The organism is Rhizobium sp. NPDC092011 (assembly GCF_044756305.1).
In the GTDB taxonomy this organism is placed as follows: Bacteria; Pseudomonadota; Alphaproteobacteria; order Rhizobiales; family Rhizobiaceae; genus Rhizobium.
This window is the reverse complement of record NZ_JBIVSO010000014.1, coordinates 1-23969: the sequence shown is the minus strand read 5'-3', so window position 1 is coordinate 23969 and position 23969 is coordinate 1. Positions and strand designations below refer to the sequence as shown.

18 protein-coding genes and 1 pseudogene are annotated in these 23969 nt (G+C 59.4%); 5 read left to right on the top strand and 14 right to left on the bottom strand.

Translation table 11 applies throughout. The annotated features are described in order from the left end of the window. Positions 1-21: 21 nt before the first annotated feature. Positions 22-3480, bottom strand: a complete 3459-nt coding sequence (locus tag ACIQJ2_RS31805; RefSeq protein ID WP_400675024.1) for an AAA family ATPase — start codon at positions 3478-3480, stop codon at positions 22-24. 1 nt (position 3481) lies between these two features. Then, positions 3482-4717, bottom strand: a complete 1236-nt coding sequence (locus ACIQJ2_RS31800; RefSeq protein ID WP_400675021.1) for an exonuclease SbcCD subunit D — start codon at positions 4715-4717, stop codon at positions 3482-3484. 223 nt (positions 4718-4940) lie between these two features. Here ACIQJ2_RS31800 and ACIQJ2_RS31795 point away from each other — a divergent pair, with 223 nt between their 5' ends. Continuing rightward, entirely contained in the window at positions 4941-5927 is a 987-nt protein-coding gene (locus tag ACIQJ2_RS31795; RefSeq protein WP_199149818.1) for an aldo/keto reductase, read from the top strand. A 175-nt stretch (positions 5928-6102) separates the two neighbouring features. On the opposite strand, the gene ACIQJ2_RS31790 is transcribed toward ACIQJ2_RS31795, so the two are convergent. From ACIQJ2_RS31790 to clpP, 5 genes are all read right to left on the bottom strand, one after another. Further along, positions 6103-7014 (bottom strand): agmatinase, encoded by a 912-nt coding sequence (locus ACIQJ2_RS31790; protein WP_400675019.1) that lies wholly within the window; start codon positions 7012-7014, stop codon positions 6103-6105. 328 nt (positions 7015-7342) lie between these two features. Further along, positions 7343-7618 (bottom strand): DNA-binding protein HupB, encoded by a 276-nt coding sequence (gene hupB, locus ACIQJ2_RS31785; RefSeq protein ID WP_037153530.1) that lies wholly within the window; start codon positions 7616-7618, stop codon positions 7343-7345. Positions 7619-7819: 201 nt separating this feature from the next. Further along, positions 7820-10240, bottom strand: a complete 2421-nt coding sequence (gene lon / locus ACIQJ2_RS31780) for an endopeptidase La (RefSeq protein ID WP_199149816.1) — start codon at positions 10238-10240, stop codon at positions 7820-7822. Positions 10241-10662: 422 nt separating this feature from the next. Next, positions 10663-11940, bottom strand: a complete 1278-nt coding sequence (gene clpX, locus ACIQJ2_RS31775) for an ATP-dependent Clp protease ATP-binding subunit ClpX (RefSeq protein ID WP_015339478.1) — start codon at positions 11938-11940, stop codon at positions 10663-10665. A 298-nt stretch (positions 11941-12238) separates the two neighbouring features. Next, complete coding sequence (gene clpP / locus ACIQJ2_RS31770) at positions 12239-12871, bottom strand: ATP-dependent Clp endopeptidase proteolytic subunit ClpP (RefSeq protein WP_092852375.1); 633 nt, start codon at positions 12869-12871, stop codon at positions 12239-12241. 417 nt (positions 12872-13288) lie between these two features. Between clpP and ACIQJ2_RS31765 the strand changes: the two genes are divergently transcribed. Then, a complete protein-coding gene (locus ACIQJ2_RS31765) occupies positions 13289-14533 on the top strand; it encodes a diguanylate cyclase domain-containing protein (protein ID WP_400675169.1) in 1245 nt (414 codons plus the stop codon). A 350-nt stretch (positions 14534-14883) separates the two neighbouring features. On the opposite strand, the gene pstB is transcribed toward ACIQJ2_RS31765, so the two are convergent. From pstB to ACIQJ2_RS31730, 7 genes are all read right to left on the bottom strand, one after another. Beyond that, positions 14884-15717, bottom strand: a complete 834-nt coding sequence (pstB, locus tag ACIQJ2_RS31760; RefSeq protein ID WP_199149814.1) for a phosphate ABC transporter ATP-binding protein PstB — start codon at positions 15715-15717, stop codon at positions 14884-14886. Positions 15718-15746: 29 nt separating this feature from the next. Beyond that, the gene (gene pstA, locus ACIQJ2_RS31755) at positions 15747-16598 is read right to left on the bottom strand and encodes a phosphate ABC transporter permease PstA (protein WP_400675015.1); all 852 of its coding nucleotides are present in this window, start codon (positions 16596-16598) and stop codon (positions 15747-15749) included. Between the two features lie 10 nt (positions 16599-16608). Further along, a complete protein-coding gene (gene pstC / locus ACIQJ2_RS31750) occupies positions 16609-17580 on the bottom strand; it encodes a phosphate ABC transporter permease subunit PstC (protein ID WP_400675012.1) in 972 nt (323 codons plus the stop codon). A 76-nt stretch (positions 17581-17656) separates the two neighbouring features. Next, positions 17657-18628 carry a phosphate ABC transporter substrate-binding protein PstS gene (gene pstS / locus ACIQJ2_RS31745; RefSeq protein WP_400746691.1) on the bottom strand — a complete coding sequence of 324 codons (972 nt, stop codon included), beginning with the start codon at positions 18626-18628 and terminating at the stop codon, positions 17657-17659. A gap of 315 nt (positions 18629-18943) precedes the next feature. Continuing rightward, positions 18944-19288, bottom strand: a complete 345-nt coding sequence (locus ACIQJ2_RS31740; RefSeq protein ID WP_199149810.1) for a cupin domain-containing protein — start codon at positions 19286-19288, stop codon at positions 18944-18946. Between the two features lie 141 nt (positions 19289-19429). Further along, entirely contained in the window at positions 19430-20713 is a 1284-nt protein-coding gene (locus ACIQJ2_RS31735) for an O-acetylhomoserine aminocarboxypropyltransferase (RefSeq protein WP_400677863.1), read from the bottom strand. Positions 20714-20862: 149 nt separating this feature from the next. Next, positions 20863-21291 (bottom strand): CoA-binding protein, encoded by a 429-nt coding sequence (locus ACIQJ2_RS31730; RefSeq protein ID WP_199087912.1) that lies wholly within the window; start codon positions 21289-21291, stop codon positions 20863-20865. Positions 21292-21403: 112 nt separating this feature from the next. On the opposite strand from ACIQJ2_RS31730, the gene ACIQJ2_RS31725 reads away from it, so the two are divergent. The 3 genes and pseudogenes from ACIQJ2_RS31725 to rplM form a co-directional block, all read left to right on the top strand. Beyond that, positions 21404-21730, top strand: coding sequence for a hypothetical protein (locus tag ACIQJ2_RS31725; RefSeq protein WP_199149808.1), 327 nt, complete (start codon positions 21404-21406; stop codon positions 21728-21730). Positions 21731-22574: 844 nt separating this feature from the next. Further along, the gene (locus tag ACIQJ2_RS31720; protein WP_400677864.1) at positions 22575-23411 is read left to right on the top strand and encodes an EamA family transporter; all 837 of its coding nucleotides are present in this window, start codon (positions 22575-22577) and stop codon (positions 23409-23411) included. Positions 23412-23649: 238 nt separating this feature from the next. Continuing rightward, a pseudogene (gene rplM / locus ACIQJ2_RS31715) lies at positions 23650-23969 on the top strand (50S ribosomal protein L13); the annotation flags it as partial.

Sequence of the window (23969 nt, the reverse complement as noted above, 5' to 3'; positions counted from 1 at the left end):
CCGAGAAGCCGGCTTCACGGCTCACAGCCTGATCAGATCCAGATCGCGGCCGATTTCGCGCTGAGCGATCTCGACGATGCTCATCTCATGCGTGAAAAGGATCGTCTGGAAGCGTTCGGCCGTCGTCGCCAGCACCTTCAGGCCGGCGCTTGCCCGCTCGTCGTCAAATGTCTGGAAGATATCGTCGACGATTAGCGGAGCCGGCTCGTTGCGGGCGGAGTAATCTTCCAGGAAAGCCAGTCGCAGGGCCAGATAGAGCTGATCGCCTGTGCCTTCGCTCAAGCCGTCGAGCGGCACGCGCTCGCCGCCCACGCGTTCCGCCAGCAGCTGCAATGTGTCGCTTTCGTCATGTGCTTCGACGAGACGCAGGAACCGGCTTCCGGTGAGTTGCGAAAACAATTCACCCGCTCGTTTGATGACCGGGTCGGCCTGCTTTTCCCGATAGGATTCCATCGAGCCCGCCAGCATTCGCGCTGCAATTTTCAGGACCACCCATTGCCGGGCGAGGTCCTTGGCCTCCTGCTCGGCCGAGAGCTTTTCGAAAACCGCATACTCGGCACTGGCACCCGTTTCGAGCGTCTGCTGTTGTCGCCGATTTTCCGCCAACCGGGCCGCGAGCTCGCCATGTCGTGTGAATTGCCGCTGATCTTCTTCAGTCAATCGCTCGATTTCGAGAGCGGCCGCAACCCGGTCGAAATCATGAAGCTGACGCCGGAGCTCGTCCTCCGCCCGCCCCTCGGCCTGCTGGCGAAAACGATCGCGGCTTTCCAGCAATCGCACATTCAAGCGGGTACGCTCCCGCAGACGCGATAACAGCACTGGCAGATCGGTGCTCCCCGGCAAACCGGCGGTCAATTGATCAAGATCATTCAATATGGCCGCAAGCGCCTCCTCATGGCGGGCAAGCGATCCTGCCGCGCGCTGCCGATCTTCCTCAAGGCTCTCGCGCTTCTTCAATTCGCCGCGCATCGCATTGGCGCGGCTATGCAGAGCCTCGGCGGCCGCGTCCGGCGGCAAGTGCTCCAGTTCGTAGCCGGAATTGGCCACAAGGGTCGCGAGCCGCCGCTCGAAATCCGCCATGTCCCGTCGCATACCACTGACACGCCGTAGCCTGTTGTCGCGCTCCGCCAGAGCGTCGGGTAACTCTTCCCACGCCTTCAGGGCCACCGCCGCCATGTCGAGGGTTGCATCATCCGGCAGGTCGAGAGGAGACAGAGCTTTGCTGAAGATCTCGCGCCAATCGGCCCGCCGCCGTTCGAGCGCCTGCTGCTGTTCGTCAAATCGTGCCAAGCGGTCGCGCGCAGAGCTGATTTCCCCTTCCCGCGTTCGGCTTTCACTCCAGTGCTCCGCGGCAATGCGCAGATGCTTGCGCAATCCTTCCGCCATCGCAACGGGTGGAAGACGCCCGCTTCTGTAGCCGGTCGCTTCGGCGATATCCTGCAAAGCGGGCAATACACGCTCCTCCGCCAAAGCGTTCTCGTCGCGCTCGTCCAGCAGGTCGCGCAGAGTCTTGCGCTGGCGCGACAGGGCTTCGACGCCTCGGCGCCACTCGAGCATGGTCGATGGATCCAGCGCGGCAACGCCGCAAGGCTCGAAGAGCCCAGCAAAAGATGCCTCGGCTTTCGCTAGAAGCTTCTCATGCTGTTGCAGCCGGCCGGATACATCGTCGCGCTCCCGCCGCAGCCGCGCCTCGCGGAGACGATAGTCAGCGTGGCGAGCGACACGATCGGCGTCGCCGAGCACCGTGTCGGCAAGGCGATCGGCGTAACCGATGCTGACCGTCAATGCGGCGATGGTCTTGGCATTGGGAGGACGACCATCCGCCAGCATGTCCTGGATAGATGACCATTTGCCATCGCGATCTTCACGCGCGGACGCCACCTGTTCGCGCGTGACCACCGGCCCGGTGCGCTCTGCATCCGCCAAGGCTCGCGCGATCTCCGCCAGTTGATCATCTTGGGTTCGCAGCTTTTCCGCTGTCTCGCGAACCCTTGCTCTTGCCGCATCGATCGTCTCGCGATGGGTGCCGATCTCAGCTGGCTCCGGCAAAGGCACAGCGAAGAGTGCAGAGATGTCACCGGCCGGTGGCCGCAGTCGAGCAGCCGCCTCCTCAAGATCCGACTCGACGCGACGTATCTGCGTTTCCAAGGCATCGAGGCGCGCAAGGCTTGTGAGCTCGGCAGCCAGCGAGTCCAGTTGATCGCTATAGGGCCGAGGATCAAACAGGCGCCCGGCAAAGCTGCCTCTTTCCAACGCCGCAAGCTGGGAACGTTCGCTCTCCGCCTGTTCGGCAAGCCCCTGCAGCTGACGCGAAAGCTGCTTGCCCTGCTCTACCAGCTCGGACAGGCGGGCCAAATCGACATCGCTTGGCTGATGCGCTTCGAGTTTCGCGGCGTCGGAGACACCCAGTCGACGAGCCAGTTGCGCAAGGGCGTCGTCATAGCCCGCCAGTTCCTGATCGACACGCGGCAGATCATGACGCTGGCTGCGATAGTTGCCGGTATCGGCAAAGAGCTGCGTGATATCGCCCGATATCAGCAGCAAGGCATCGTCGACCTGGATGCGAGACAAATCATCTTCAGCGCGCGTTACTGTGTGGCGCACGCGTTGCATGTCTTCCTCGGCCACCTGCTTATCGCGAAGCCTTTGTTCGAGCCTGTCCGCAAGGCTTTCTGGAATGGCTGAGAGATCTGTCAGCTGCTCGAGAGCCATACCCTCCGCATCAATTTCAGCAAGCAAGGGCTGCAAGGTCTTCAGCTTCTTGAGCCGATCCAGTGCCTGACGCGTTTCATGACGTTCCGCCTGCAATCCGGCCAGCTCAGTTTCGATTTCGGCTGCTTCCGCCAGCAGCTTCTTCCAGTCCCCCGATTTGAGCTCATGATCGCGTTCGGCCTTGCGGGCGTCTTCGTAGCGATCCAGCGCCTGATAGAAGCCGCGATCCTTCGAGCGGCGAGCCGCATAAATGCCATCGGCTTCCGATTCCAGCGACTGGCGCAGCCGAGAAAGACCGGTCAGGCCGGAAGCCGCCGAAAACAGCAGGCTGCCGATCTCGCCGCCACTGCGCAACATCGTCGTCGCGCCTTGCCGAAGCCGCTGGGAATCGAGGCCAAAGGCGCGCTCGAAGACATCCCGGCTCAGATTGCCGATGAATGGCGCAAGCGCATCCTCGGCAAGCGGCGTCTCCTTGTCGTCAGGTGCGAGAAGCGTGCTCTTGCGACCGCGCCGGCGGCGGAAGGCCAGCTTGGCGCCGTCACGCGCCCGGATATCGGCTCCGATACGCAAGGTGCCGGGCTCGTGCAGAAAGCTCTGTTCGGCGGCGGACGGAAAGCCGAAGAGCAAGTCGGAAATAGCGCTGAGGGCAGACGATTTGCCCGCCTCGTTCGGCCCGAAGATGACATGCAGTTTGGCGCCGACGCGGAAATCGAGCGTGCGGTCGCTCAGCGCGCCGTAGCGAAGAATGTCGAGACGATCGAAACGCATGTCAGACTGCCCCCTGTCCGCGCGCCAGCAGCAATTGTCGCGCTTCCTCGATGAGGGCTTCCGTGCTGTCGTCCAGCGGCGTCGCCGTCGCACCCAACCCGCCCGGCAGACGTATCGCGATCTCGTCGACCAAGCGGGTTGCTTCAACGGCGATATCGGTATCTCCCGCATGCTCGGCCAACAATTGCTGGAGATCGAGCGCGCCGTCCGCTTGCGCAACGGATGCCGCCGGCGATTCCAGCCGCAGCTCCAGCTTTTCCAGCCAGATGTCCTCATGCACGCGATGGCACGCGGCTTCGACTTCGTCGCGCCATTGTTGGCGGTTGGCGGCAATGGCGCCTTGCAGCGGCGTTACGCCGGAAAGACGTACGCGCAACGCGGTCATCCTCCCAGCCATGTCGTCGGCTATGGGCTGTAGCGCGTGCTCGACGCGGCGTAGGATCGCCGCCTGATCGTCGTCAGGACCAACGTCCACATCGACTTGCGCAAAGCGCGCTTCATCGACGATCAGGCGTTCATGCTCAATGCGGCCGTCTTCGACCGTCACCAGCACCGCGCCCTTGGCGCCCCGCTCGCGAATGTTGCGCCCCTGCAGGTTGCCGGGGAAAATCACCAGCGGGTCTCTGGCCACGACTTCGTAGTCATGCACGTGACCGAGCGCCCAATAGTCGTAGCCACGCGACCGGAGATCATCGACAGAGCACGGGGCGTAGGGTGCGTGCGGCTCGCGGCCGGTGAGCGAAGTGTGGAGAATGCCGATGTTGAACCAGCCATTGATCGGCGCAGGATAGGAGATCGCCAGATTGTCGGTCGCCGAGCGTTCGGCAAAGCCCTGACCATGCAGTGCCACCTGCAGTGCATCGATCTTGACGCTGCCGGGCTTGCCGGTCGGAAACTCGTGCACATTGGCGGGTAAGGTGATCGTCTTCGTTATCACGCTTGCCGCGTCATGATTGCCGCGCAGCAGATAGACCGGGATGCCGGCCCGCTCCAGCCGCGCCATTTCGCGATTGAAGAACAGGCCGATCTTGTTGTCCTTCCAATCGCCGTCATAGACATCGCCGGCGATGACGAAGAAGTCGACACGCTTTTCGATGGCCAGCCCCACCAGCGTCGAGAAGGCCTTGCGGCTGGCTTCGACAAAGACCGCGGCGACGGCAGCATCCTTCAGGGCCAGCCCCTGAAAGGGACTGCCAAGATGAAGATCGGCGGCATGGATGAAGCTGAAAGAGGACATGGGCTCCGATAGCAGTCAGAAATCCGATCTCCTCTTTTAAGGAAGCGGAGGCGCAAAGAACACTGCATCACTTGCTTCATCCAGTGGTTTCGTAGGTGGACGAAAGCTGCCATATTCCAAGCTCACGCGATTGCGATGCGATATCGCCCTTCGTCGGCTTGCCGCAGGTCCGGGCGGCTGCTACTGCGCTGACCTTTCATCACCTATGACGAGGAGATTTCTCATGAGACATCATGCTTTCGGGCGGACAGCCTTTATCGTGACGGATGTCGGCTTCGGCGCCTGGCAGATCGGCGGCGCATGGGGCGATGTCAGCGAGGCCGATGGCCGCGCGGCGCTGAATGCCGCCCTCGATGCCGGGATGACCTTCGTCGATACCGCCGATGTCTATGGTGATGGCCGTTCCGAAAAGATCATCGCCGATGTCCTGAAAGCGCGCGGCGGGGAACGCCCGATGGTGGCGACCAAAGCCGGCCGCCGGCTCAACCCGCATGTGGCGGACGGCTATACCAAGGCCAATCTGGAAGGCTTCATCGATCGCAGCCTGAAGAACCTCGGCGTCGAAAGCCTTGACCTCGTGCAACTTCATTGCCCTCCGACGGAAGTTCTCTACCGGCCGGAAGTTTTCGCCGGTCTCGACGAGTTGCAGAAGGCCGGCAAGATCAAGGGATATGGCGTCAGCGTCGAGAAGGTCGAAGAGGCGCTGAAGGCGATCGAATATCCGGGCGTGCTCAGCATCCAGATCATCTACAACATCTTCCGCCAACGCCCCGATCATCTCTTCTTCAAGGAAGCCAAGCGCAAGAACGTGGCTGTCATCGCCCGCGTGCCGCTGGCCTCCGGCCTGCTCTCCGGCAAGATCACCCGCGACACCCAATTTGCCAGCGACGATCATCGCAACTTCAACCGCCACGGCGAGGCCTTTGATGTTGGCGAAACCTTTGCCGGCGTTCCGTTCGAAGTCGGTCTGCAGGCTGTCGAGGAAGTGCGCAAGTTGGTTCCGGCCGGCGCCAGCATGGCGGCTTTCGCCCTACGCTGGATCCTGATGAACGATGCTGTCACGGTCGTCATTCCCGGCGCCCGCAATGCCGAGCAGGCCAAGGCCAATGCCGCGGCAGCAGATCTTGCGCCGCTCTCCGCCGACGTCATGGCAGCGACGCGCGAGATCTATGAACGGCTGATCGCACCGCACGTTCACCATCGCTGGTAAGCGGCGGCCTAAAGCATATCGCGCTGAAGTGTGCGGCGGTTTGCGGCTACGACATGCGCAAAATCAAAGAGCCAAAGCGTGTGAAGCGAATCTTAGAGATCGCGACGCGCTCTGGCGAACGAGAAAGGCCGGGCAAAAGCCCGGCCCCCTACTCACTCATGAAGAGAGTTTCCGGTCACACCTGCCGGACGATGGTTCCAATCACGTTGGTAAGAATGCGCGCCGCAGTATTGGCCGACAGGCCGTCAATGTCGGTCGGTGGATAGAACTCGACCAGATCAAAGCCCGCGATCTTCGCCCGCCTGCCGAGGCCTGCGATCAAGTCGATGATCTCGGTATAGGTCAGGCCGCCCGGCGTGCGCGCAGCGACCCCCGGCATGATCGATGGATCGATGCTGTCGCAATCAAGGGTAACGACGACCTGCGCGCCCTCAGGAATATGTTGCAGAGCCGCTCCGACACCCTGCGCACGAATGTCGCGAGCCGTCACGAAGCGGCTGCCATAGCACCGCGCGTCTTCGATCTCGGTGATGCGTGCGCTGCCGACGCTGCGAAGGCCGACCTGGACCATGCCTGCGACATGCGGCATCTCGCTCGCCCGGCGCATCGGGCTCGAATAACCATAGCGCTCGCCCTGTACCTCATCACGCCAGTCTATATGTGCATCGATCTGCAAGACCCAGATCGGCCCCCTCTCCGCAAAGCCATCGAGGAAGGGAATGGTTACTGAGCAGTCGCCCCCGAACAGGATCGGAACCGCCTGCAGCGCCAGGATCTCTCGCGTCTTTGCCTCGATCCGCCCGCGATTGCCGACATTGTCGCGCATGATGGTGGAGACATCGCCGACATCGACACAGGAGATGGGCTTGCCGTCAAACAGCGGTCCGCCGAGATCGAAATCCCAATGCTCGACCAATGGCGCCTCACTCTGGCTTGCCGCGCGAATGGCATCAGCCGCCAGCGCATAGCCGCTGCTGTCCTTGTTGGGATAGGTGCTGCCGTGGCCGGCTCCGAAGAGGACCGCATGAGGCGCACTGCCATCGGTTAATTGATCGGGAAAGCCGAGGAAGGGAGGCGATGCAGTCATGTCTTGGTGGCCCTGATGAACATTCGGCTGAAGCTTCAGCGTTGGATACGGAAGATATCCTAGAGCATTTCCGTTTTATACGGAGTCACAGACATGCTCTATCTGCTTGTTTTCACGCAATTTCGTACGCAAGTCCGCCACGGGCTTTTCCTGGAATTGCTCACGTGAAGTTCTCTTAGCAAGAAAACCTGCCAATACTCCACCTGTCGGTCGCAGCCGCCAGGCAAACCCGCGACCTCCCTACCCCAAAACAAAAAAGGGTCCGCAATGCGGACCCTTAATATTCTCCAACCGCAAGGCTAACACCTCGCAGCGGGTGAAAACGAAATCAGCTGTTGACCGCGTCCTTCAGGCCCTTGCCAGGCGTGAACTTCGGAACATTGCGAGCAGCGATATCGACCTCAGCACCCGTGGACGGGTTGCGGCCCTTCGTGGCTGCACGGTGAGAAACAGTGAAGCTGCCGAAACCAGCGAGGCGAATGTCGCCGCCCTTCTTCAGTTCAGCCTGGACGGTCTCGAAAACAGCGTCAACAGCGGAAGCAGCGTCAGCCTTCGTGATACCGGCCTTCTCGGCCACTGCGGACACGAGCTCATTCTTGTTCATGTTTCCACCCCTTTCTTTGGTATGAAACGACTTATCAGTAAGCGGGGTGCAAGTAGGAATGCTCTTACCCGCCGCACCCCCAAAAACCCTGCAAACCAAGGAAAAGCAAGCGTTTCCGGACGCTTTTCACAAAAAAAGACCGGCAAAAATGCCGGTCTTTTCGCCATTTCTGGCAATTCGACAGAATTGAGGCGAAGAGCCTCAATGTGCGATCGACGCACCCACATCGTCGACGCCTTCGACCGTTGCGATCACGGGCGTTTCGACAGTGCCATCCCATTCGATCGGCTCCGGCCGGCGGACGAGCGCGTGTTTGATCACCTCGCCCATGCGCGAGACCGGAATGATCTCCATGCTGTTCTTCACGTTGTCCGGAATCTCCGCCAGATCCTTGGCGTTTTCTTCCGGGATCAGCACCTTCTTGATGCCGCCGCGCATTGCTGCCAGCAGCTTTTCCTTCAGGCCGCCGATCGGCAGCACGCGGCCGCGCAGCGTGATTTCACCGGTCATGGCCACATCCTTGGAAACCGGGATGCCGGTCATGATCGAGACGATCGCGGTTGCCATGGCAACGCCGGCCGACGGACCATCCTTCGGCGTCGCGCCTTCCGGCAGATGCACGTGGATGTCGCTCTTGTCGAAGCGCGGTGGTTCGATGCCGAAATCGACAGCGCGCGAGCGGACGTAGGAGGCCGCTGCCGAGATCGATTCCTTCATGACTTCCTTCAGGTTGCCGGTGACCGTCATGCGGCCCTTGCCCGGCATCATCACGCCTTCGATCGTCAGCAGCACGCCGCCGACTTCAGTCCAGGCGAGACCGGTGACGACACCGACCTGATCTTCGCGTTCGGCTTCGCCATGACGGTAGCGCGGCACGCCCAGATAGTCCGGAACGTTTTCGGCCGTCACGGTGATCGACTTGGTCTTGCCCTTGATGATCTCGGTGACCGCCTTGCGGGCGAGCTTCATCAGTTCGCGTTCGAAGTTACGGACACCGGCTTCACGGGTATACTGCTCGATGACGACCATCAGGGCATCGTCACTGACCGAGAACTCGCTCGGCTGCAGCGCATGTTCCTTGATGGCCTTCGGCAGCAGGTGCCGCTTGGCGATCTCGCGCTTCTCGTCTTCGGTGTAGCCGGCGATACGGATGATCTCCATGCGGTCCATCAACGGCGCAGGGATGTTCAGCGTGTTCGCCGTCGTGATGAACATCACGTCCGACAGATCGTATTCGACTTCCAGGTAGTGATCCATGAAGGTCGAGTTCTGAGCCGGATCCAGCACCTCAAGCAGAGCCGAAGACGGATCGCCACGATAGTCCATGCCGAGCTTGTCGATTTCGTCGAGCAGGAACAGCGGGTTGGACTTCTTAGCCTTCTTCATCGACTGGATGACCTTGCCGGGCATCGAGCCAATATAGGTGCGGCGGTGACCGCGAATTTCGGCTTCGTCACGAACGCCGCCGAGCGCCATGCGGACATACTCACGGCCGGTCGCCTTGGCGATCGACTGGGCGAGCGAGGTCTTGCCGACGCCCGGAGGGCCGACGAGGCACAGGATCGGGCCTTTGATCTTGGTCGCGCGAGCCTGCACTGCCAGATACTCGACGATGCGCTCCTTGACCTTGTCCAGACCGAAATGATCGGCTTCGAGGATCTTCTCGGCATTGTTCAGATCGGTCTTGATCTTCGACTTCTTGTGCCACGGAATGCCCAGCAGCCAATCGAGATAGTTGCGTACAACAGTCGCCTCGGCCGACATCGGGCTCATCTGCCGCAGCTTCTTCAGCTCGGCGTCAGCCTTTTCCTTGGCTTCCTTCGACAGCTTGGTCTTGGAGATGCGCTCTTCCAGCTCGGCCATCTCGTCGCGGCCTTCGTCGCCATCGCCGAGTTCCTTCTGGATCGCCTTCATCTGCTCATTCAGGTAGTATTCGCGCTGGGTCTTCTCCATCTGGCGCTTGACGCGCGAGCGGATGCGCTTCTCGACCTGGAGAACCGAAATCTCGCCTTCCATGAAGCCGAGCGCCTTTTCGAGGCGGCCCTTGACGCTGGTGGTTTCCAGCATCTCCTGCTTCTCGGTGATCTTGATCGACAGATGCGAAGCGACCGTATCGGCGAGCTTGGAATAATCGTCGATCTGGCTGGCGGCACCCACCACTTCCGGGGAAATCTTCTTGTTGAGCTTCACGTAGCTCTCGAATTCCGAAACGACCGAGCGGCTCAGCGCCTCCAGCTCGACCTGATCTTCTTCCGGCTCGTGCAGGGTATGACCGAGGGCTTCGTAGAAATCCTCGCGGCTGGTGTATTCGTCGATCTCCGCGCGCGCACGGCCTTCGACCAGCACCTTGACGGTGCCGTCGGGAAGCTTCAGTAGCTGCAGCACATTGGCAATGGTGCCGACCTTATGGATTGCATCCGGCGCGGGATCGTCATCGCTGGCATTGATCTGGGTGACCAGCATGATCTGCTTGTCGGAACCCATGACCTCTTCCAACGCGCGAATGGACTTCTCCCGTCCGACGAACAGCGGCACGATCATGTGGGGGAAGACCACGATGTCGCGCAACGGCAATACCGGATAGGCAATGCTCTCTTTTGCCGCAGACGTTTTCTTAGTCATATTATTTCCTTTCCGTCGTCCCGTTTCCGGGCTCTCTGCCGGCTGGGGAGGATTAGCCGGCTCTCTCACTTGGTTAACAAGTGGAGCTTCACATTACCTATTTCAAGTCATGCGAGACGCACTGTCGTTGGACAGCGGACCCGCGGATTCACGAGGACGAACGCAACAACAAAACACCAAAGCCCAGCTACTCGAACACGGCTGGCGAAGCTAAATCCGAAGATGAAACGCCGGGCTTGCGCCCTATCCGCCGGATGCTCCAGAATCATGCCATCATGGCCGCAGCGGGAGTTCTTCACAACCGGTTTCGACTGCGTTCCCATAAGCTTATCCAAGACTTTATCAGCAAAGCACACGACTTTTCAAACAGAAAGGGGCCCGTCGACGACGAGCCCCTCGATTCATGATGGCCGATGCAGGCATCAGGCCGTTGCGTTGGCCTTTTCTTCCTGCCGGTCGGCATAGATGTAAAGCGGGCGGGCGGAGCCGCGAACCACTTCCTCGGAAATGACCACTTCGCGCACGCCTTCCAGCGCCGGCAGCTCGAACATAGTATCGAGCAGGATCTTTTCCATGATCGAGCGCAGGCCGCGAGCACCCGTCTTGCGGACAATCGCCCGGCGAGCGATCTCGCGAAGAGCGTCCTCATGGAAGGTCAGCTCGACGTCTTCCATCTCGAACAGGCGCTGGTACTGCTTGACGAGCGCGTTCTTCGGCTCAGACAGGATCTGGATCAGCGCATCCGCATCCAGGTCTTCCAGGGTCGCCAGCACGGGCAGACGGCCGATGAATTCCGGAATCAAGCCGAACTTGACCAGATCTTCCGGCTCCAGCTCGCGCAGCACTTCGCCGACGCGACGATCGTCCGGAGCCTTAACGGTGGCGCCAAAGCCGATCGAGGTCTTCTCGCCACGGGCAGAGATGATCTTGTCGAGGCCTGCGAAAGCGCCGCCGCAGATGAAGAGGATGTTGGTCGTATCCACCTGCAGGAATTCCTGCTGCGGATGCTTGCGGCCACCCTGCGGCGGAACCGAAGCAACAGTGCCTTCCATGATCTTCAACAGTGCCTGCTGCACACCTTCGCCAGAGACGTCGCGCGTGATCGACGGATTGTCCGACTTGCGCGAGATCTTGTCGACTTCGTCGATGTAGACGATGCCACGCTGTGCACGCTCGACGTTGTAGTCGGCAGCCTGGAGCAGCTTGAGAATGATGTTTTCGACGTCTTCACCGACATAGCCGGCTTCGGTCAGCGTCGTCGCATCAGCCATGGTGAACGGCACGTCGATAATCCGGGCGAGCGTCTGGGCCAGATAGGTCTTGCCGCAACCCGTCGGACCAACGAGCATGATGTTCGACTTCGCCAGCTCGACATCGCCGTTCTTGGACGCGTGAGCGAGACGCTTGTAATGGTTATGAACGGCAACGGAGAGGATCTTCTTCGCCTGCCGCTGACCGATGACGTATTCGTCAAGAACCTTGATGATGTCCTGCGGTGTCGGAACTCCATCACGCGACTTCACCATCGAGGATTTGTTTTCCTCGCGGATGATGTCCATGCAGAGTTCAACGCACTCATCGCAGATGAAGACGGTTGGCCCGGCAATCAATTTGCGGACTTCATGCTGGCTCTTACCGCAGAACGAACAATAAAGCGTGTTCTTCGAGTCGCCGCCGTTGCTGCCGCTGACTTTGCTCATATCACTTTCCTTCCAGCACGCCGCCAATTTCCAAGTCGAAATCGCGGTCCACTCAATGCGCCCGCCGGACCTGCCCCTCGTTTAATGGCAGATCGCGGCGCTCTTCGGGGTACTGAACGCAATTCCGGCAAACCGGAACTGCGTGGCAACGATTCCCCTTCGAATGCCGAATGCCATGTCACAAAAGCGCTACATAGCATTAATGCTTACTATTACCGCGTTCCGTTCCACATTAAACCCCTATTCGATCACAAATGGGATAGAACTGTGGCGCAGAAGTCACCGCCTCGAGGATAAATCACGAAGCGGTTTCGCCTTCCATTTCGGTACGCGACGTCAGCACCTTGTCGATCAGACCCCATTCCTTGGCCTCGTCCGAGGACATGAAATGGTCACGATCGAGCGTCTGCTCGACTTCTTCATAGGTGCGACCGCAATGCTTGACGTAAACTTCGTTCAAACGGCGCTTCATCTTGATGATGTCGCGCGCATGGCGCTCGATGTCCGAAGCCTGGCCCTGGAAACCGCCCGACGGCTGGTGAACCATGATGCGGGAGTTCGGCGTTGCGAAGCGCATGTCCTTGTCGCCGGCGGCGAGCAGCAGCGAGCCCATCGAGGCGGCCTGGCCGATGCACAGCGTCGAAACGGCAGGCTTGATGAACTGCATCGTATCGTAGATTGCCATGCCCGCGGTGACGACGCCGCCCGGCGAATTGATATAGAGCGCGATTTCCTTCTTCGGGTTTTCGGCCTCAAGGAAGAGAAGCTGGGCGCACACCAACGTCGCCATATGGTCCTCAACCGGCCCGGTCAGGAAAATGATGCGTTCCTTCAGCAGGCGGGAATAGATGTCGTAAGACCGTTCCCCGCGATTGGTCTGCTCAACAACCATCGGCACCAGAGCCATAGCTGTATCGACTGGATTTCTCATGTGCGTCCTTTACCAAGCTTGCCCCGGCGACGAAAACGCCGGGAATCGAGTAAAATTCCTTTACCCCTACATAGAGTGTCCCTGCCCTGCACTTCAAGACGCACGAAAGCATAACCTCAAAAAGCAGTAATGCCCCAAGAAGCGTTGACAAAGGATTTCTAATCGCGGCTTTCGCAATGCCAATTGTATGGGCGCGGTGTCTTGCACAACCCACCGCTTTTCCCGGGCGTAAGGTGAAGGAAACATAAAGGAACGTTGCGATAGCATCCCAACGGGAGACACAGGCAAAATTTACCACGTCATTTAAGGAACTTGCCACCTTATTCGATGAGGATAGGCAGCGGCAGAAACCATAGCGTCTCCGGCGCCGTCGCTACTGCCCTGGGGGAAAGGGAGAAGACACAGATCGTGCTGAACATGACGACAGGGCTAAGCATCTGGTGCTCGGAGGCTATTACCCTGGCAACCATACTCCTTCTTGCCTGGCGTCACGATCGCCAGTCACCCGCCTACCTGATGTGGGCGGTGGGCTTTGCCGTCAGCGCCATCGGATTTGCGCTTGTGGCAGCCCGCGGCTTTGTTCCGGATATGTGGTCCATCAAGATCGGCAATACAGTCGCCCTCATGGGCGAAAGCGCCTGGATCGCCGGTTTCCGGTGGATGGACAAACGCAAGCTCCAATGGCCGGCATTGCTGCCACCGGCCATCTGGCTGGTGGGCGTAAACTTGCCATGGGTCGCCGAAAGCTTCGTCAATCGCATCATCCTCTATGATCTTGCGGGCGCCGTCGGCGCCAGTCTGCTCGCCTTTGCCGTGCGACCGAACGAGGGCCGGCGCGAACCCGCGCGGGGGCAGCTCGGCGTCGTCTTCATGACGCTGGCATCCTTCTGCTTCATTTCGGCGCTTTGGACGTCTTTGCGGGCGCCCTCGCTGGAAGAGGCGCAAATCTATCGCGGCTATGCAGCGCTCGGCTACGGACTGCTCGTCATCGCCGCAATCGTTCTGAACGGGAAGCTTTTGATGGAGCGCTCCGAGCGCCGCTGGCGAGCCATCTCCATCACCGATACGTTGACGGGTGTGCTGAACCGCCGCGGCCTTCAGGATAGCTACGACATTCTGGCCGGAGACGGGCAACGGCAGCCGCAGAAGCTTGCCGCGCTGTTGTTCGATCTCGACCACTTCAAATCGATCAACGACCGCTACGGTCACCAGACCGGCGACGCCGTCCTCATCGAATTTGCCCGGATCGCGCGTCTATTCGTACCGCGCAACGGCGCGTTCGGCCGTATGGGCGGCGAGGAGTTCATCGCCTTCGTGCCGATAACCGATCGGGAGGAAGCCGAGGCGCTGGCCGAAACCATCCGTGCCGATTTCTGCCGCGTTCCTCTGCTTGCCGGCCGCTCGCTGGTCCCTGCGACCGTCAGCATCGGCGTTGCGATCATGCCGCGCGACGAGGTGAGCTGGGATCGGCTCGTTTCCTCCGCCGATCGCGCCCTTTACGCCGCCAAGCATGCGGGGCGCAATTGCACCATCGTCTTCAGCGAGGCGGAGATCGCCAAGACCGAGGATGCGCCCCCGAAGACGGATATCGGCGAACTGGTGCCGACGCTGGAAGATCAGATCCACGCTTTGCGGCGCATGGGCAAGCTCGCGAAAATGTGACCTGGACTTCGCCGCACCTGCCGCCTCGCCTCCACACCGGCGGCTGGCGCGAAGGCCCCGGCTCTCTCGGGACATCTCTCGATTAAAGCGCGCCTCGATCTTTCAGCTTCACCTCACACGCTTCAGATCGTTGATTCCACCCATGCCGCAGCCGCAAGAACGCCGCATGATTTTGTGCGACATGCTCTGGCGTCTCTCCATCAGCTCCAGCCGTCCTACGAAACCACCAATGCCGGCTGCGCAAACGACGAGTGGCAATCGGCAAGATCTGCGATCGCCTCCGAACGCAAAATGGCGCGCCGGATCGGCGCGCCATTGCGAATAATCGTCTTCGGTAACCCGGAACCGGCTCAGCCGTAACGGCCGGTGATATAGTCTTCCGTGCGCTTCACCTTCGGCGCCTGGAAGATCTGCTCGGTCGCGCCATATTCGATCAGTTCGCCGAGATACATGAAGGCGGTGCTGTCGGAGATACGGCTTGCCTGCTGCATGTTGTGCGTGACGATGACGATCGTAAACTCGCCCTTCAGCTGCGACACCAGCTCCTCGACTTTCGCGGTCGAGATTGGGTCGAGAGCCGAGGTCGGTTCGTCGAGCAGGAGGACTTCAGGGCGAAGCGCAATCGCACGGGCGATACACAGGCGCTGCTGCTGACCGCCGGAAAGGCCAAGTCCGCTCTGGTGCAGCTTTTCCTTGACTTCGCTCCACAGCGCCGTCTCCGTCAGCGCCGCTTCGACGCGAACGTCCATTTCCGCCTTGGAAAGCTTCTCATAGAGACGAATGCCGAAAGCGACGTTTTCATAGATCGACATCGGGAACGGCGTGGGCTTCTGGAACACCATGCCGACCTTGGCGCGCAAATCGTTGAGATCGACGTCCTTGGTCAGAATATTGCGGCCGTCCAGCAGGATTTCGCCCGAAACCGTCTGCCCCGGATAAAGATCATACATCCGGTTGAAGGTGCGCAGCAGCGTGGACTTACCGCAGCCCGAAGGGCCGATGAAGGCGGTGACCGCATTCTTGCGGATGTTCATGTTCACACTCTTCAGAACGCGATGACCGTTCTGATAGGTGAAGTCGAGGTTCTTCACGTCGAGTTTCGCAAGGCCGAGATCCGACTGGGAAACGGCGTCCTTCCCCGACTGTGCATTGACGCTCTGGAAATTGCTGTCGCTCATGTTCATGGTCTCATTCCTATCGTTCGGCGGCTGCGTCACTGGCGGCGCCCACTCAAGACACGTGCAAGGATGTTGAGGGCAAGGATGGCGACGGTGATGATCAGTGCGCCGGCCCAGGCCAATTGTTTCAGATCCTCGCCGGGATCGGCGGCGAGCGTGTTGATGGCAACCGGCAGTGTCGCGATCGGACCGGTCAGGCCCGCATTCATGAATTTGCTGTAGCCGGCCGTGAAGAGAAGCGGTGCTGTTTCGCCGCTGATGCGGGCAACCGCCAGCAGGATACCGGTGAGGATGCCCGTCCAGGCCGAACGGTAGATCACCATCATCATGGACTTCCAGCGCGGCGCGCCGAGTGCAGCCGTCGCTTCGCGAAGCGCATTGGGCACCAGCAGCAGCATGTCCTGCGTCGTACGATTGACGACAGGAAGGGCTATCAGCGCCAGCGCGAGGATGCCGGCGAACGCAGAGTTACCGTGCATGGGCACAACGACGGCGCCGTAGACGAACACGCCGACGATGATCGAGGGTGCCGAGAGCAGGATGTCATTGAGGAACTTGGCTGCTTCGGCCAGCTTGGAGCCGTTGGCATATTCCACCAGATAGGTGCCGGCGAGAATGCCGATCGGCGCCGCGATCAGAATGGCGCAGCCCGTAACCAGCACGGTGCCGTAGATTGCGTTGATCAGGCCGCCGCGCGAACCCTGCGCCGGGATCGACATGGTGAAGACGTCGAGGCTGAGCGCCGAAACACCGCGAAAAACCAGGGTCACGAGGATTACGCTGAGAAAGAATATGCCGAGGACAGCGGCGAGAAAGCACAAGGCCATCATCACCCGGTTCTTCCCATAGCGCCTCGACACGAGATTTTGACGAATTGCATTTTCCATCGGGGTTTCCTCAGTGCGAGTCGCCGCGGCCGATCATCCACCTTGCCAGCGCCAGCACGCAGAAGGAGAGGATGAACAGGAGCAGGCCGAGCGCAATCAGGCTCGACAATTGCAGACCGTCGGCATCGCCGAAGTTGTTCGCGATCTGGGCGGAAATGGTGGTGGACGGCGAGATGATCGACGATTGCAGGCGGCTCACCGAGCCGATGACGAAGGTCACGGCCATTGTTTCGCCAAGCGCGCGACCCAGGCCGAGCATGATGCCGCCGACCAGACCGCGGCGTGTATAGGGGATCAGGATGTGACGGGCCACTTCCCATGTGGTCATGCCCATGCCGTAAGCGGATTCACGCAGCATCGGCGGTACGGTGCCGAACACGTCGCGGGCGATGGCGGTGATGAAAGGCAGGATCATGACAGCCAGAACGAGGCTTGCCGTCAACAGGCCGACGCCCGGCGCCGGCGGCTGGAACAGCAGGCCGATCACCGGCACCTGGCCGATCGTCATGATAAGGAAGGGCAGGACATAATTCTGCATCAGCGGCACGAGAATGAACAGGCCGACGATGCCGTAGATGATCGAGGGAACACCGGCCAGAAGTTCGATGGCCGTACTGATCGGGCGCCGCAGGCTACCTGGGCAAAGCTCCGTCAGGAAGATGGCGATGCCGATACCCAGGGGAACAGCTATCAACATGGCGATGAGTGCGCTCACCAAGGTACCAACCACGGCCGGCACGGCGCCATAGATTTCGGCGGGAGCGCTCCACTTCGTTCCCCAGAGGAACGAAAAGCCGAAGGCCTGGAAAGTCGGCACGGCGTCAATGATGAGAACCGCAAGGATTGCCAGCAGCAGAAGCACGACAAGAGCAGCCGAGCCAAGCGTCATGAAATAGAAAATCCGGTCCTGCATCCGGAATTTTCTCGTAATGGCGGTGGTATCCATTGCCTGGAAGCCAGCCGTCTGAGTCGCATCAGCCATCGATTTCCCCTTGTCCCGTCATGAAAGGCGGACAGGGCAATACCCTGTCCGCCGCAACTTTTTCATTCAGCACAAATTACTTGGTGCCGAAGTCCGTCTTCCAGGACTTCTCGACGATCTCGGCAACATTCTCCGGGATCGCGAGGTAAGACAGGGCAGTAGCGTCCTTCTGACCGTGCTCGTAGGACCACTTGAAGAACTTCAGCGCCTCTTCATTCTTAGCAGCATCAGCCGGCTTCTTGTAGAGCAGAACCCAGGTCGAAGCTGCAATCGGCCAGCTCTTTTCGCCCGGCTGATTGGTGATGATCAGGTTGAAGTTCTTGGCCTTGGCCCAATCGGCGTTGGAAGCAGCAGCCTTGAACGTTTCCAGGCTCGGCTCGATAACCTTGCCGGCAGCATTCTTCATCTTCGCGAAACCGATGTGGTTGGCGACGACGTAGGAATATTCAACGTAGGAGATCGAACCAGCCGTCTGGTTGACGGTGGTGGAAACGCCTTCCGAACCCTTGGCACCGAAGCCGACCGGCCATTCAACTGCCGTGTTCGAACCAACCTTTTCCTTCCACTCCGGCGAAACCTTCGCCAGGTAGTCGGTGAAGTTGAAGGTCGTGCCCGAGCTGTCGGCGCGATAAACGACAGAGATCGCGGTAGAAGGCAGCTTCACGTTGGGGTTCAGAGCCTTGATGGCTGCATCATCCCACTTGGCGATCTTGCCGAGGAAGATGTCGGCGAGCGTCTTGCCGTCGAGAACGAGTTCGCCCGGCTTTACGCCTTCAACGTTATAGGAAACGACGATACCGCCGGAGATCATCGGGAATTGGGCAATACCGTTCTTCTCGAGATCAGCGTCGCTCATCGGCTTGTCCGAAGCGCCGAATACGATGGTCTTGTCGAGGAGCTGCTTGATGCCGGCGCCCGAACCGACCGACTGATAGTTGACGACATTGTTCGTCGCAGCCTTGTAGCCTTCGGCCCACTTGGACAGAACAGGTGCGATGAAGCTCGAGCCGGCGCCCGTGATATCGGCAGCCGAGGCCGAAACGGACATAGCCGCGATAAAGCCTGCAGTCAGGTAGAGCGAACGGAGTTTCAGGTTAAGCATAGTAGACTCACTTCCTCAAGTGAATGAAAGGATGGCGAGCAGAAGATCGGCGCGAGGTCCCCATAGTAAACGAACCTCCCCACCTGAAATCTCCTGGCGACAGGAATGGCTCTAAAGACGCATTGTTTCAGTTTGATGACAGTTTAATGAAGCGGCGGTGACACAACCTGCAGCAAGCATAACGATCTCAGCCGAAGCACATGGAAAGGTTTGCGCTTCCCGGGGAAAAGTCGAACTTCATGTTTTGATTCAAGAGGGTCTTCAAAGACGGATCACATAATCCTTGCGAGTCGTTTCAATGACTTCCCAGGTCCCCTTGAAGCCTGGCTTCAACACCATTCGGTCGCCGGCGCGCAAGTGAAAGACTTTGCCGTCATCTGCCGTCACAATGGAATAGCCCGAGAGAATGTGGAAGTACTCCCACTCGTCATAGACGATCCGCCACGTCCCGGGGGTCGCCTCCCAGATGCCGGCGTAGAGACCGCCCTCGGCCTCATCGAGGTTCCAGGTCCGGAAGATCGGAGCCCCCGAGACGAGCCGGTCTGCTGCCGGCGTACCCAACTCCGGCTCGACGCCGCCAATATCCAGTTGCACATAGGTGGTCACACGTGCCTCCTGCCGATTGTGTACGGCCAACAAACGATCGTCCCCGCCGCTGCTTTTCGCAGCCACGGGGACGACACAAGCATGAAACACCTGGCCATCAAAGATCGCGCTCGGCGTTTTCAGTCTTTTTCAGCCCGATCCTTAGACCTTGGCCAGCGATTGCTCGAGATCGGCAATGATATCCTTCACATCCTCGATGCCGATCGACAGGCGGACGACGTCGGGGCCGGCGCCGGCTGCGACCTTCTGCTCGTCCGTCAGCTGCTTGTGTGTCGTCGATGCGGGATGAATGACGAGCGAACGCGTGTCACCGATGTTTGCGAGGTGTGAGAAGAGCTCAAGCCCTTCCACAAGACCCTTGCCGGCCTGATAGCCCCCCTTCAGACCGAAGGTGAAGACCGAGCCGGCTCCCTTCGGCGAATAGCGCTGCTGAAGCGCATGGTTCGGATCTTCCTCGAGACCGGCATAGTTGACCCACGCCACCTTGTCCTGGCTCTTCAGCCACCGCGCAACCGCGATCGCGTTATCGGAATGACGCTGCATGCGCAGCGGCAGCGTCTCGATGCCGGTCAGGATCAGGAAGGCATTGAACGGGGAGATTGCCGGGCCAAGATCGCGCAAGCCGAGAACGCGGCAGGCGATGGCGAAGGCGAAATTACCGAAGGTCGAGTGCAGAACGACGCCATTGTATTCCGGTCGCGGAGCCGACAGCATCGGATAGTTGCCCGATGCCGACCAGTCGAAGGTGCCGCCATCGATGATGATGCCACCCATGGAATTGCCATGACCGCCGAGGAACTTCGTCAGTGAATGGACGACGATATCGGCGCCGTGTTCCAGCGGCCGGATGAGATAGGGGCTTGCCATCGTGTTGTCGACGATCAGCGGCAGGCCATGCTTGTGGGCAACGGCAGCGATCGCCGCGATATCGACGAAAGTGCCGCCGGGATTGGCAAGGCTTTCGATGAAGATGCCACGGGTGCGCTCATCGATCTGCGCTTCGAAGGTGGCGGGGTCGGCCGGATCGGCCCAGCGAACGCGCCAATCGAAATTCTTGAACGATTGACCGAACTGATTGACCGAGCCGCCGTAAAGCCGCTTGGCGGCGATGAAATTGTCACCCGGCCGCATGATGGTGTGGAAGACCAGCAGCTGCGCGGCATGGCCGGAAGCAACGGCAAGTGCAGCCGTTCCGCCTTCAAGCGCCGCGACCCGCTCCTCGAGCACGGCCTGCGTCGGATTCATGATGCGCGTATAGATATTGCCGAACTGCTGCAGGCCGAAGAGGGCTGCGGCGTGATCCGCATCCTGAAAGACGAAGGACGTGGTCTGGTAGATCGGCGTCGTTCGCGCGCCTGTCGTGGGATCCGGCTGCGCGCCCGCGTGGATTGCGAGCGTGTCGAAGCCTGGGTTGTTTGTTGGCATGATATTTCCTCCCGCCAGATTCTCTTTGCGATGGAGGGATCATAACGGGCGCGACACGAAAGTTAACCGCGAACTTTGCCGCGGGCTTCAACTCACGGAAAAAACTTGCCATCTTTCAGCAAGATCGCGCGATAAACTGCCGCGTCGGATCAGGCGACCAGCCGCGGATATTCGATGGCCGGGCAGCGGTCCATGACGACCCTGACACCCGCGGCCTCGGCTCTGGCCGCCGCGGCATCGTCACGTACACCAAGCTGTCCCCAGATCACCGGCGGCCGGGGATCGATCATGATGGTCTCCTCGACCACCGACCGCAGATATTCCGGCGCACGAAAAACATCGACCATATCCACAGGCTCGGGGATGTCGGCCAGATGCGCATAGACCCACTGCCCGAGGATTTCCTTGCCGGCCTGCCCCGGGTTGACTGGGATGACACGGTAGCCCCTGTTCAGCAGGTAGGCCATCACGCCATTGCTCGGCCGCGCGGGGTTTGGCGATGCGCCAAGGAGCGCAATGGTTCTGACGGATAAAAGGATATCGGCGATATAGGAATCGTCGTAACTATCGTGGTTCATCACGAAGCCTCCCTGGGCGATCAAACTTGCGTTTTTGCCGCAAATACGGAAACCGCAACTGCGATTTCCGCGTATATATTACATTATAACAATTTCTGGGAGGATTAACCCCATGAAAAAGATCGCTCTCCTGGGCCTGCTGATTGTCTCGGCTTCCACACCGGCACTGGCCATTTCCCGCTATAACTCCATGTCGATGACCTGCGCCGAAGCCAAGGCGGTCATCAATCGCGAGCGGGCTGTCATCATGCGTTACCCGGCCAAAAGAACGCCCAGGATGACGCTCTACGATCGATATGTCGCAGACAGCGGCGCTTGCGATCTCGGCTACTATGCCGACCAGGACTATCTGCCCACGAAGGACCGAGCCTCCTGCCCCGTCTACATATGCCGGCCGGCAACAGATCTCGATGACGATGATTTGATTTTCCGGCGATGATCGTGGTGCGCTAGGTTTGGGCTCGCAATCGTTTGCCCAGCTAAATACGACCGCTGATTGTCCTCGACCAGGATCGTGGCCATTCCAACGACCGCGCGGGCATTGTCATATGCTTCGCTTGGACATGTTTTTGGAGGCGCTTTCACAGGCTTTGCCGGCGCGGGCGGACATGTTCTTCTGAAATACGACCTTTGTTCTCCATTCATTCACTTCAAATTCAGAATAAGCTAATACAAAGATCACACAGCAAGAGATCGGCCGCCTGCAAAGAAGATGCACGGCGCCCCGATCTTTCCGATCGGTTATTTTTGGAACTTGCGCAATTTCGCACGCAACGAATCATCTTGAAATTCGGTTTGTACTTCAAACCGAGGCGCTCATTCGTCTGATCGTCGCGGATCTGACCAAAGAGGTCACCTGTAATAGTTTACAGTATTTGAAATTTTTTCCACTATACTCGAGGGTGCCTCAATTATAACGAGAAGAAATCATGACGGTATCAACCGGAAGATCATACATGAGCGACGGACGCCCATGCAACAGAGCGCCCCGCGCTGGTAGCCTTAGGTGAAAAAACGCTAATTCTACCCATGCGTTCACATGGCATGCGATGTTTGTTCGCGATTCATACTACAATAATTTAGTTAAACATAATATACATAGCGATTATTGGAACATAGAGAGAACAATTCCGCGACCGATCCTTTTCAGGAGCGTCGCCGCAGGAAGCAGGGCCACCGGCTAGCATTCTCGTTGCTTTTTGATGCGTTGAGGATCATATGGGAACCTCACTCCCACAAAATACCAAGTTTTTGCGTCCCTTCCCCTGATTTCCGAGGTTTTCGTGTCTCTCGACGTTATCGCCCTTGTCCTCTTCGGCGCACTGCTGCACGCGACATGGAATGCGATCATCAAAGCCGGGACCGACAAGTCTCTCGACGCCGCGCTTGTCTCAGCGGGCGGAGCCGTCGCCGCCCTGCCCCTGCTGCCGTTCCTGCCGCTGCCCGCCTCCTCGGCCTGGCCGTTCATCGCCGCTTCGGCGATCCTGCAATTTGCCTATTTCCAGCTCGTCGCGGCCGCGTATCGCGCCGGCGACATCGGCCTCGTCTATCCGCTGATGCGCGGCGTGGCGCCCCTCATCATCGTCTCGACAAGCAGCTTTATCCTGAAGGAAACGCTTTCGGGCGGCGCCCTGATCGGCACGATGACGATCTGCGCCGGCATACTGACACTGGCGTTCGAGGCGCGAAAGGGCGGCCGGCGGGCGATCCTGCTTGCCCTTTCCAACGCCGTGGTCATCGCGACCTACACCTATGTCGACGGCATCGGCGCCCGGATTTCAGGCAACTCAATATCCTATACGCTGTGGATGTCGCTTCTGCCGCCCGTCCTCCTGTTTGCGTGGGCGGTCTCGCAACGCGGCGCCAATGCCGTCGCCGCCCATATCCGCTATAACTGGTGGCGCGGACTTGTCGGCGGCGGCGGTTCGATCGCCTCCTACGGTATCGCCTTGTGGGCCATGACCAAGGCGCCGGTCGCCATGGTCGCGGCCTTGCGCGAGACATCGATCCTCTTTGCGCTGGTCATTTCCGTCCTCTTTTTGAAAGAGCGCTCCAGCATCTGGCGCTACATCGCCGGCGCGATTATTGCCGCAGGTGTCCTTGTTTTACGGCTAGGCTGAGCCTTGAAATATGTGGTGTCAAAATACCACCAAAATAAGACATTGATTTTTATAGGTATTTTCTACGGACGCTCAAGACGACAATATTGACGGAGCGTCACATTCCCTCTATAAGCCGCCACAGATCGCAGCCTTTCCGGGCTGCTTTCTTTTTGGCACGCATTTAGCACGCCAAACCAAGCAACAAGAAACGCCCTAACGCCTTCGGGCCAAAGGGTCTCAAAAGAGAGTATGCAACATGGCAACCTTCTCCCAGAAGCCTGCAGAGGTGGAGAAGAAGTGGGTTCTCATCGACGCCGAAGGGCTTGTCGTTGGCCGTCTCGCTTCTATCATCGCAATGCGTCTGCGCGGCAAGCATAAGGCTACCTTCACGCCGCACGTCGACGACGGCGACAACGTCATCGTTATCAATGCCGACAAGGTCGTCTTTACCGGCAAGAAGTACGAAGACAAGGTTTACTACTGGCACACCGTTATGCCGGCGGCATCAAGGAGCGTACCGCTCGTCAGATCATCGAAGGCCGCTTCCCGGAGCGCGTCGTTGAGAAGGCTGTCGAA

Bases quoted from the DNA above. Each gene is read 5' to 3' on its own strand.
- ACIQJ2_RS31805 (WP_400675024.1), bottom strand. From the start codon at position 3,480: ATGCGTTTCGATCGTCTCGACATTCTTCGCTACGGCGCGCTGAGCGAC.
- ACIQJ2_RS31800 (WP_400675021.1), bottom strand. From the start codon at position 4,717: ATGTCCTCTTTCAGCTTCATCCATGCCGCCGATCTTCATCTTGGCAGT.
- ACIQJ2_RS31795 (WP_199149818.1), top strand. From the start codon at position 4,941: ATGAGACATCATGCTTTCGGGCGGACAGCCTTTATCGTGACGGATGTC.
- ACIQJ2_RS31790 (WP_400675019.1), bottom strand. From the start codon at position 7,014: ATGACTGCATCGCCTCCCTTCCTCGGCTTTCCCGATCAATTAACCGAT.
- hupB (WP_037153530.1), bottom strand. From the start codon at position 7,618: ATGAACAAGAATGAGCTCGTGTCCGCAGTGGCCGAGAAGGCCGGTATC.
- lon (WP_199149816.1), bottom strand. From the start codon at position 10,240: ATGACTAAGAAAACGTCTGCGGCAAAAGAGAGCATTGCCTATCCGGTA.
- clpX (WP_015339478.1), bottom strand. From the start codon at position 11,940: ATGAGCAAAGTCAGCGGCAGCAACGGCGGCGACTCGAAGAACACGCTT.
- clpP (WP_092852375.1), bottom strand. From the start codon at position 12,871: ATGAGAAATCCAGTCGATACAGCTATGGCTCTGGTGCCGATGGTTGTT.
- ACIQJ2_RS31765 (WP_400675169.1), top strand. From the start codon at position 13,289: ATGACGACAGGGCTAAGCATCTGGTGCTCGGAGGCTATTACCCTGGCA.
- pstB (WP_199149814.1), bottom strand. From the start codon at position 15,717: ATGAACATGAGCGACAGCAATTTCCAGAGCGTCAATGCACAGTCGGGG.
- pstA (WP_400675015.1), bottom strand. From the start codon at position 16,598: ATGGAAAATGCAATTCGTCAAAATCTCGTGTCGAGGCGCTATGGGAAG.
- pstC (WP_400675012.1), bottom strand. From the start codon at position 17,580: ATGGCTGATGCGACTCAGACGGCTGGCTTCCAGGCAATGGATACCACC.
- pstS (WP_400746691.1), bottom strand. From the start codon at position 18,628: ATGTCCGTTTCGGCCTCGGCTGCCGATATCACGGGCGCCGGCTCGAGC.
- ACIQJ2_RS31735 (WP_400677863.1), bottom strand. From the start codon at position 20,713: ATGCCAACAAACAACCCAGGCTTCGACACGCTCGCAATCCACGCGGGC.
- ACIQJ2_RS31730 (WP_199087912.1), bottom strand. From the start codon at position 21,291: ATGAACCACGATAGTTACGACGATTCCTATATCGCCGATATCCTTTTA.
- ACIQJ2_RS31725 (WP_199149808.1), top strand. From the start codon at position 21,404: ATGAAAAAGATCGCTCTCCTGGGCCTGCTGATTGTCTCGGCTTCCACA.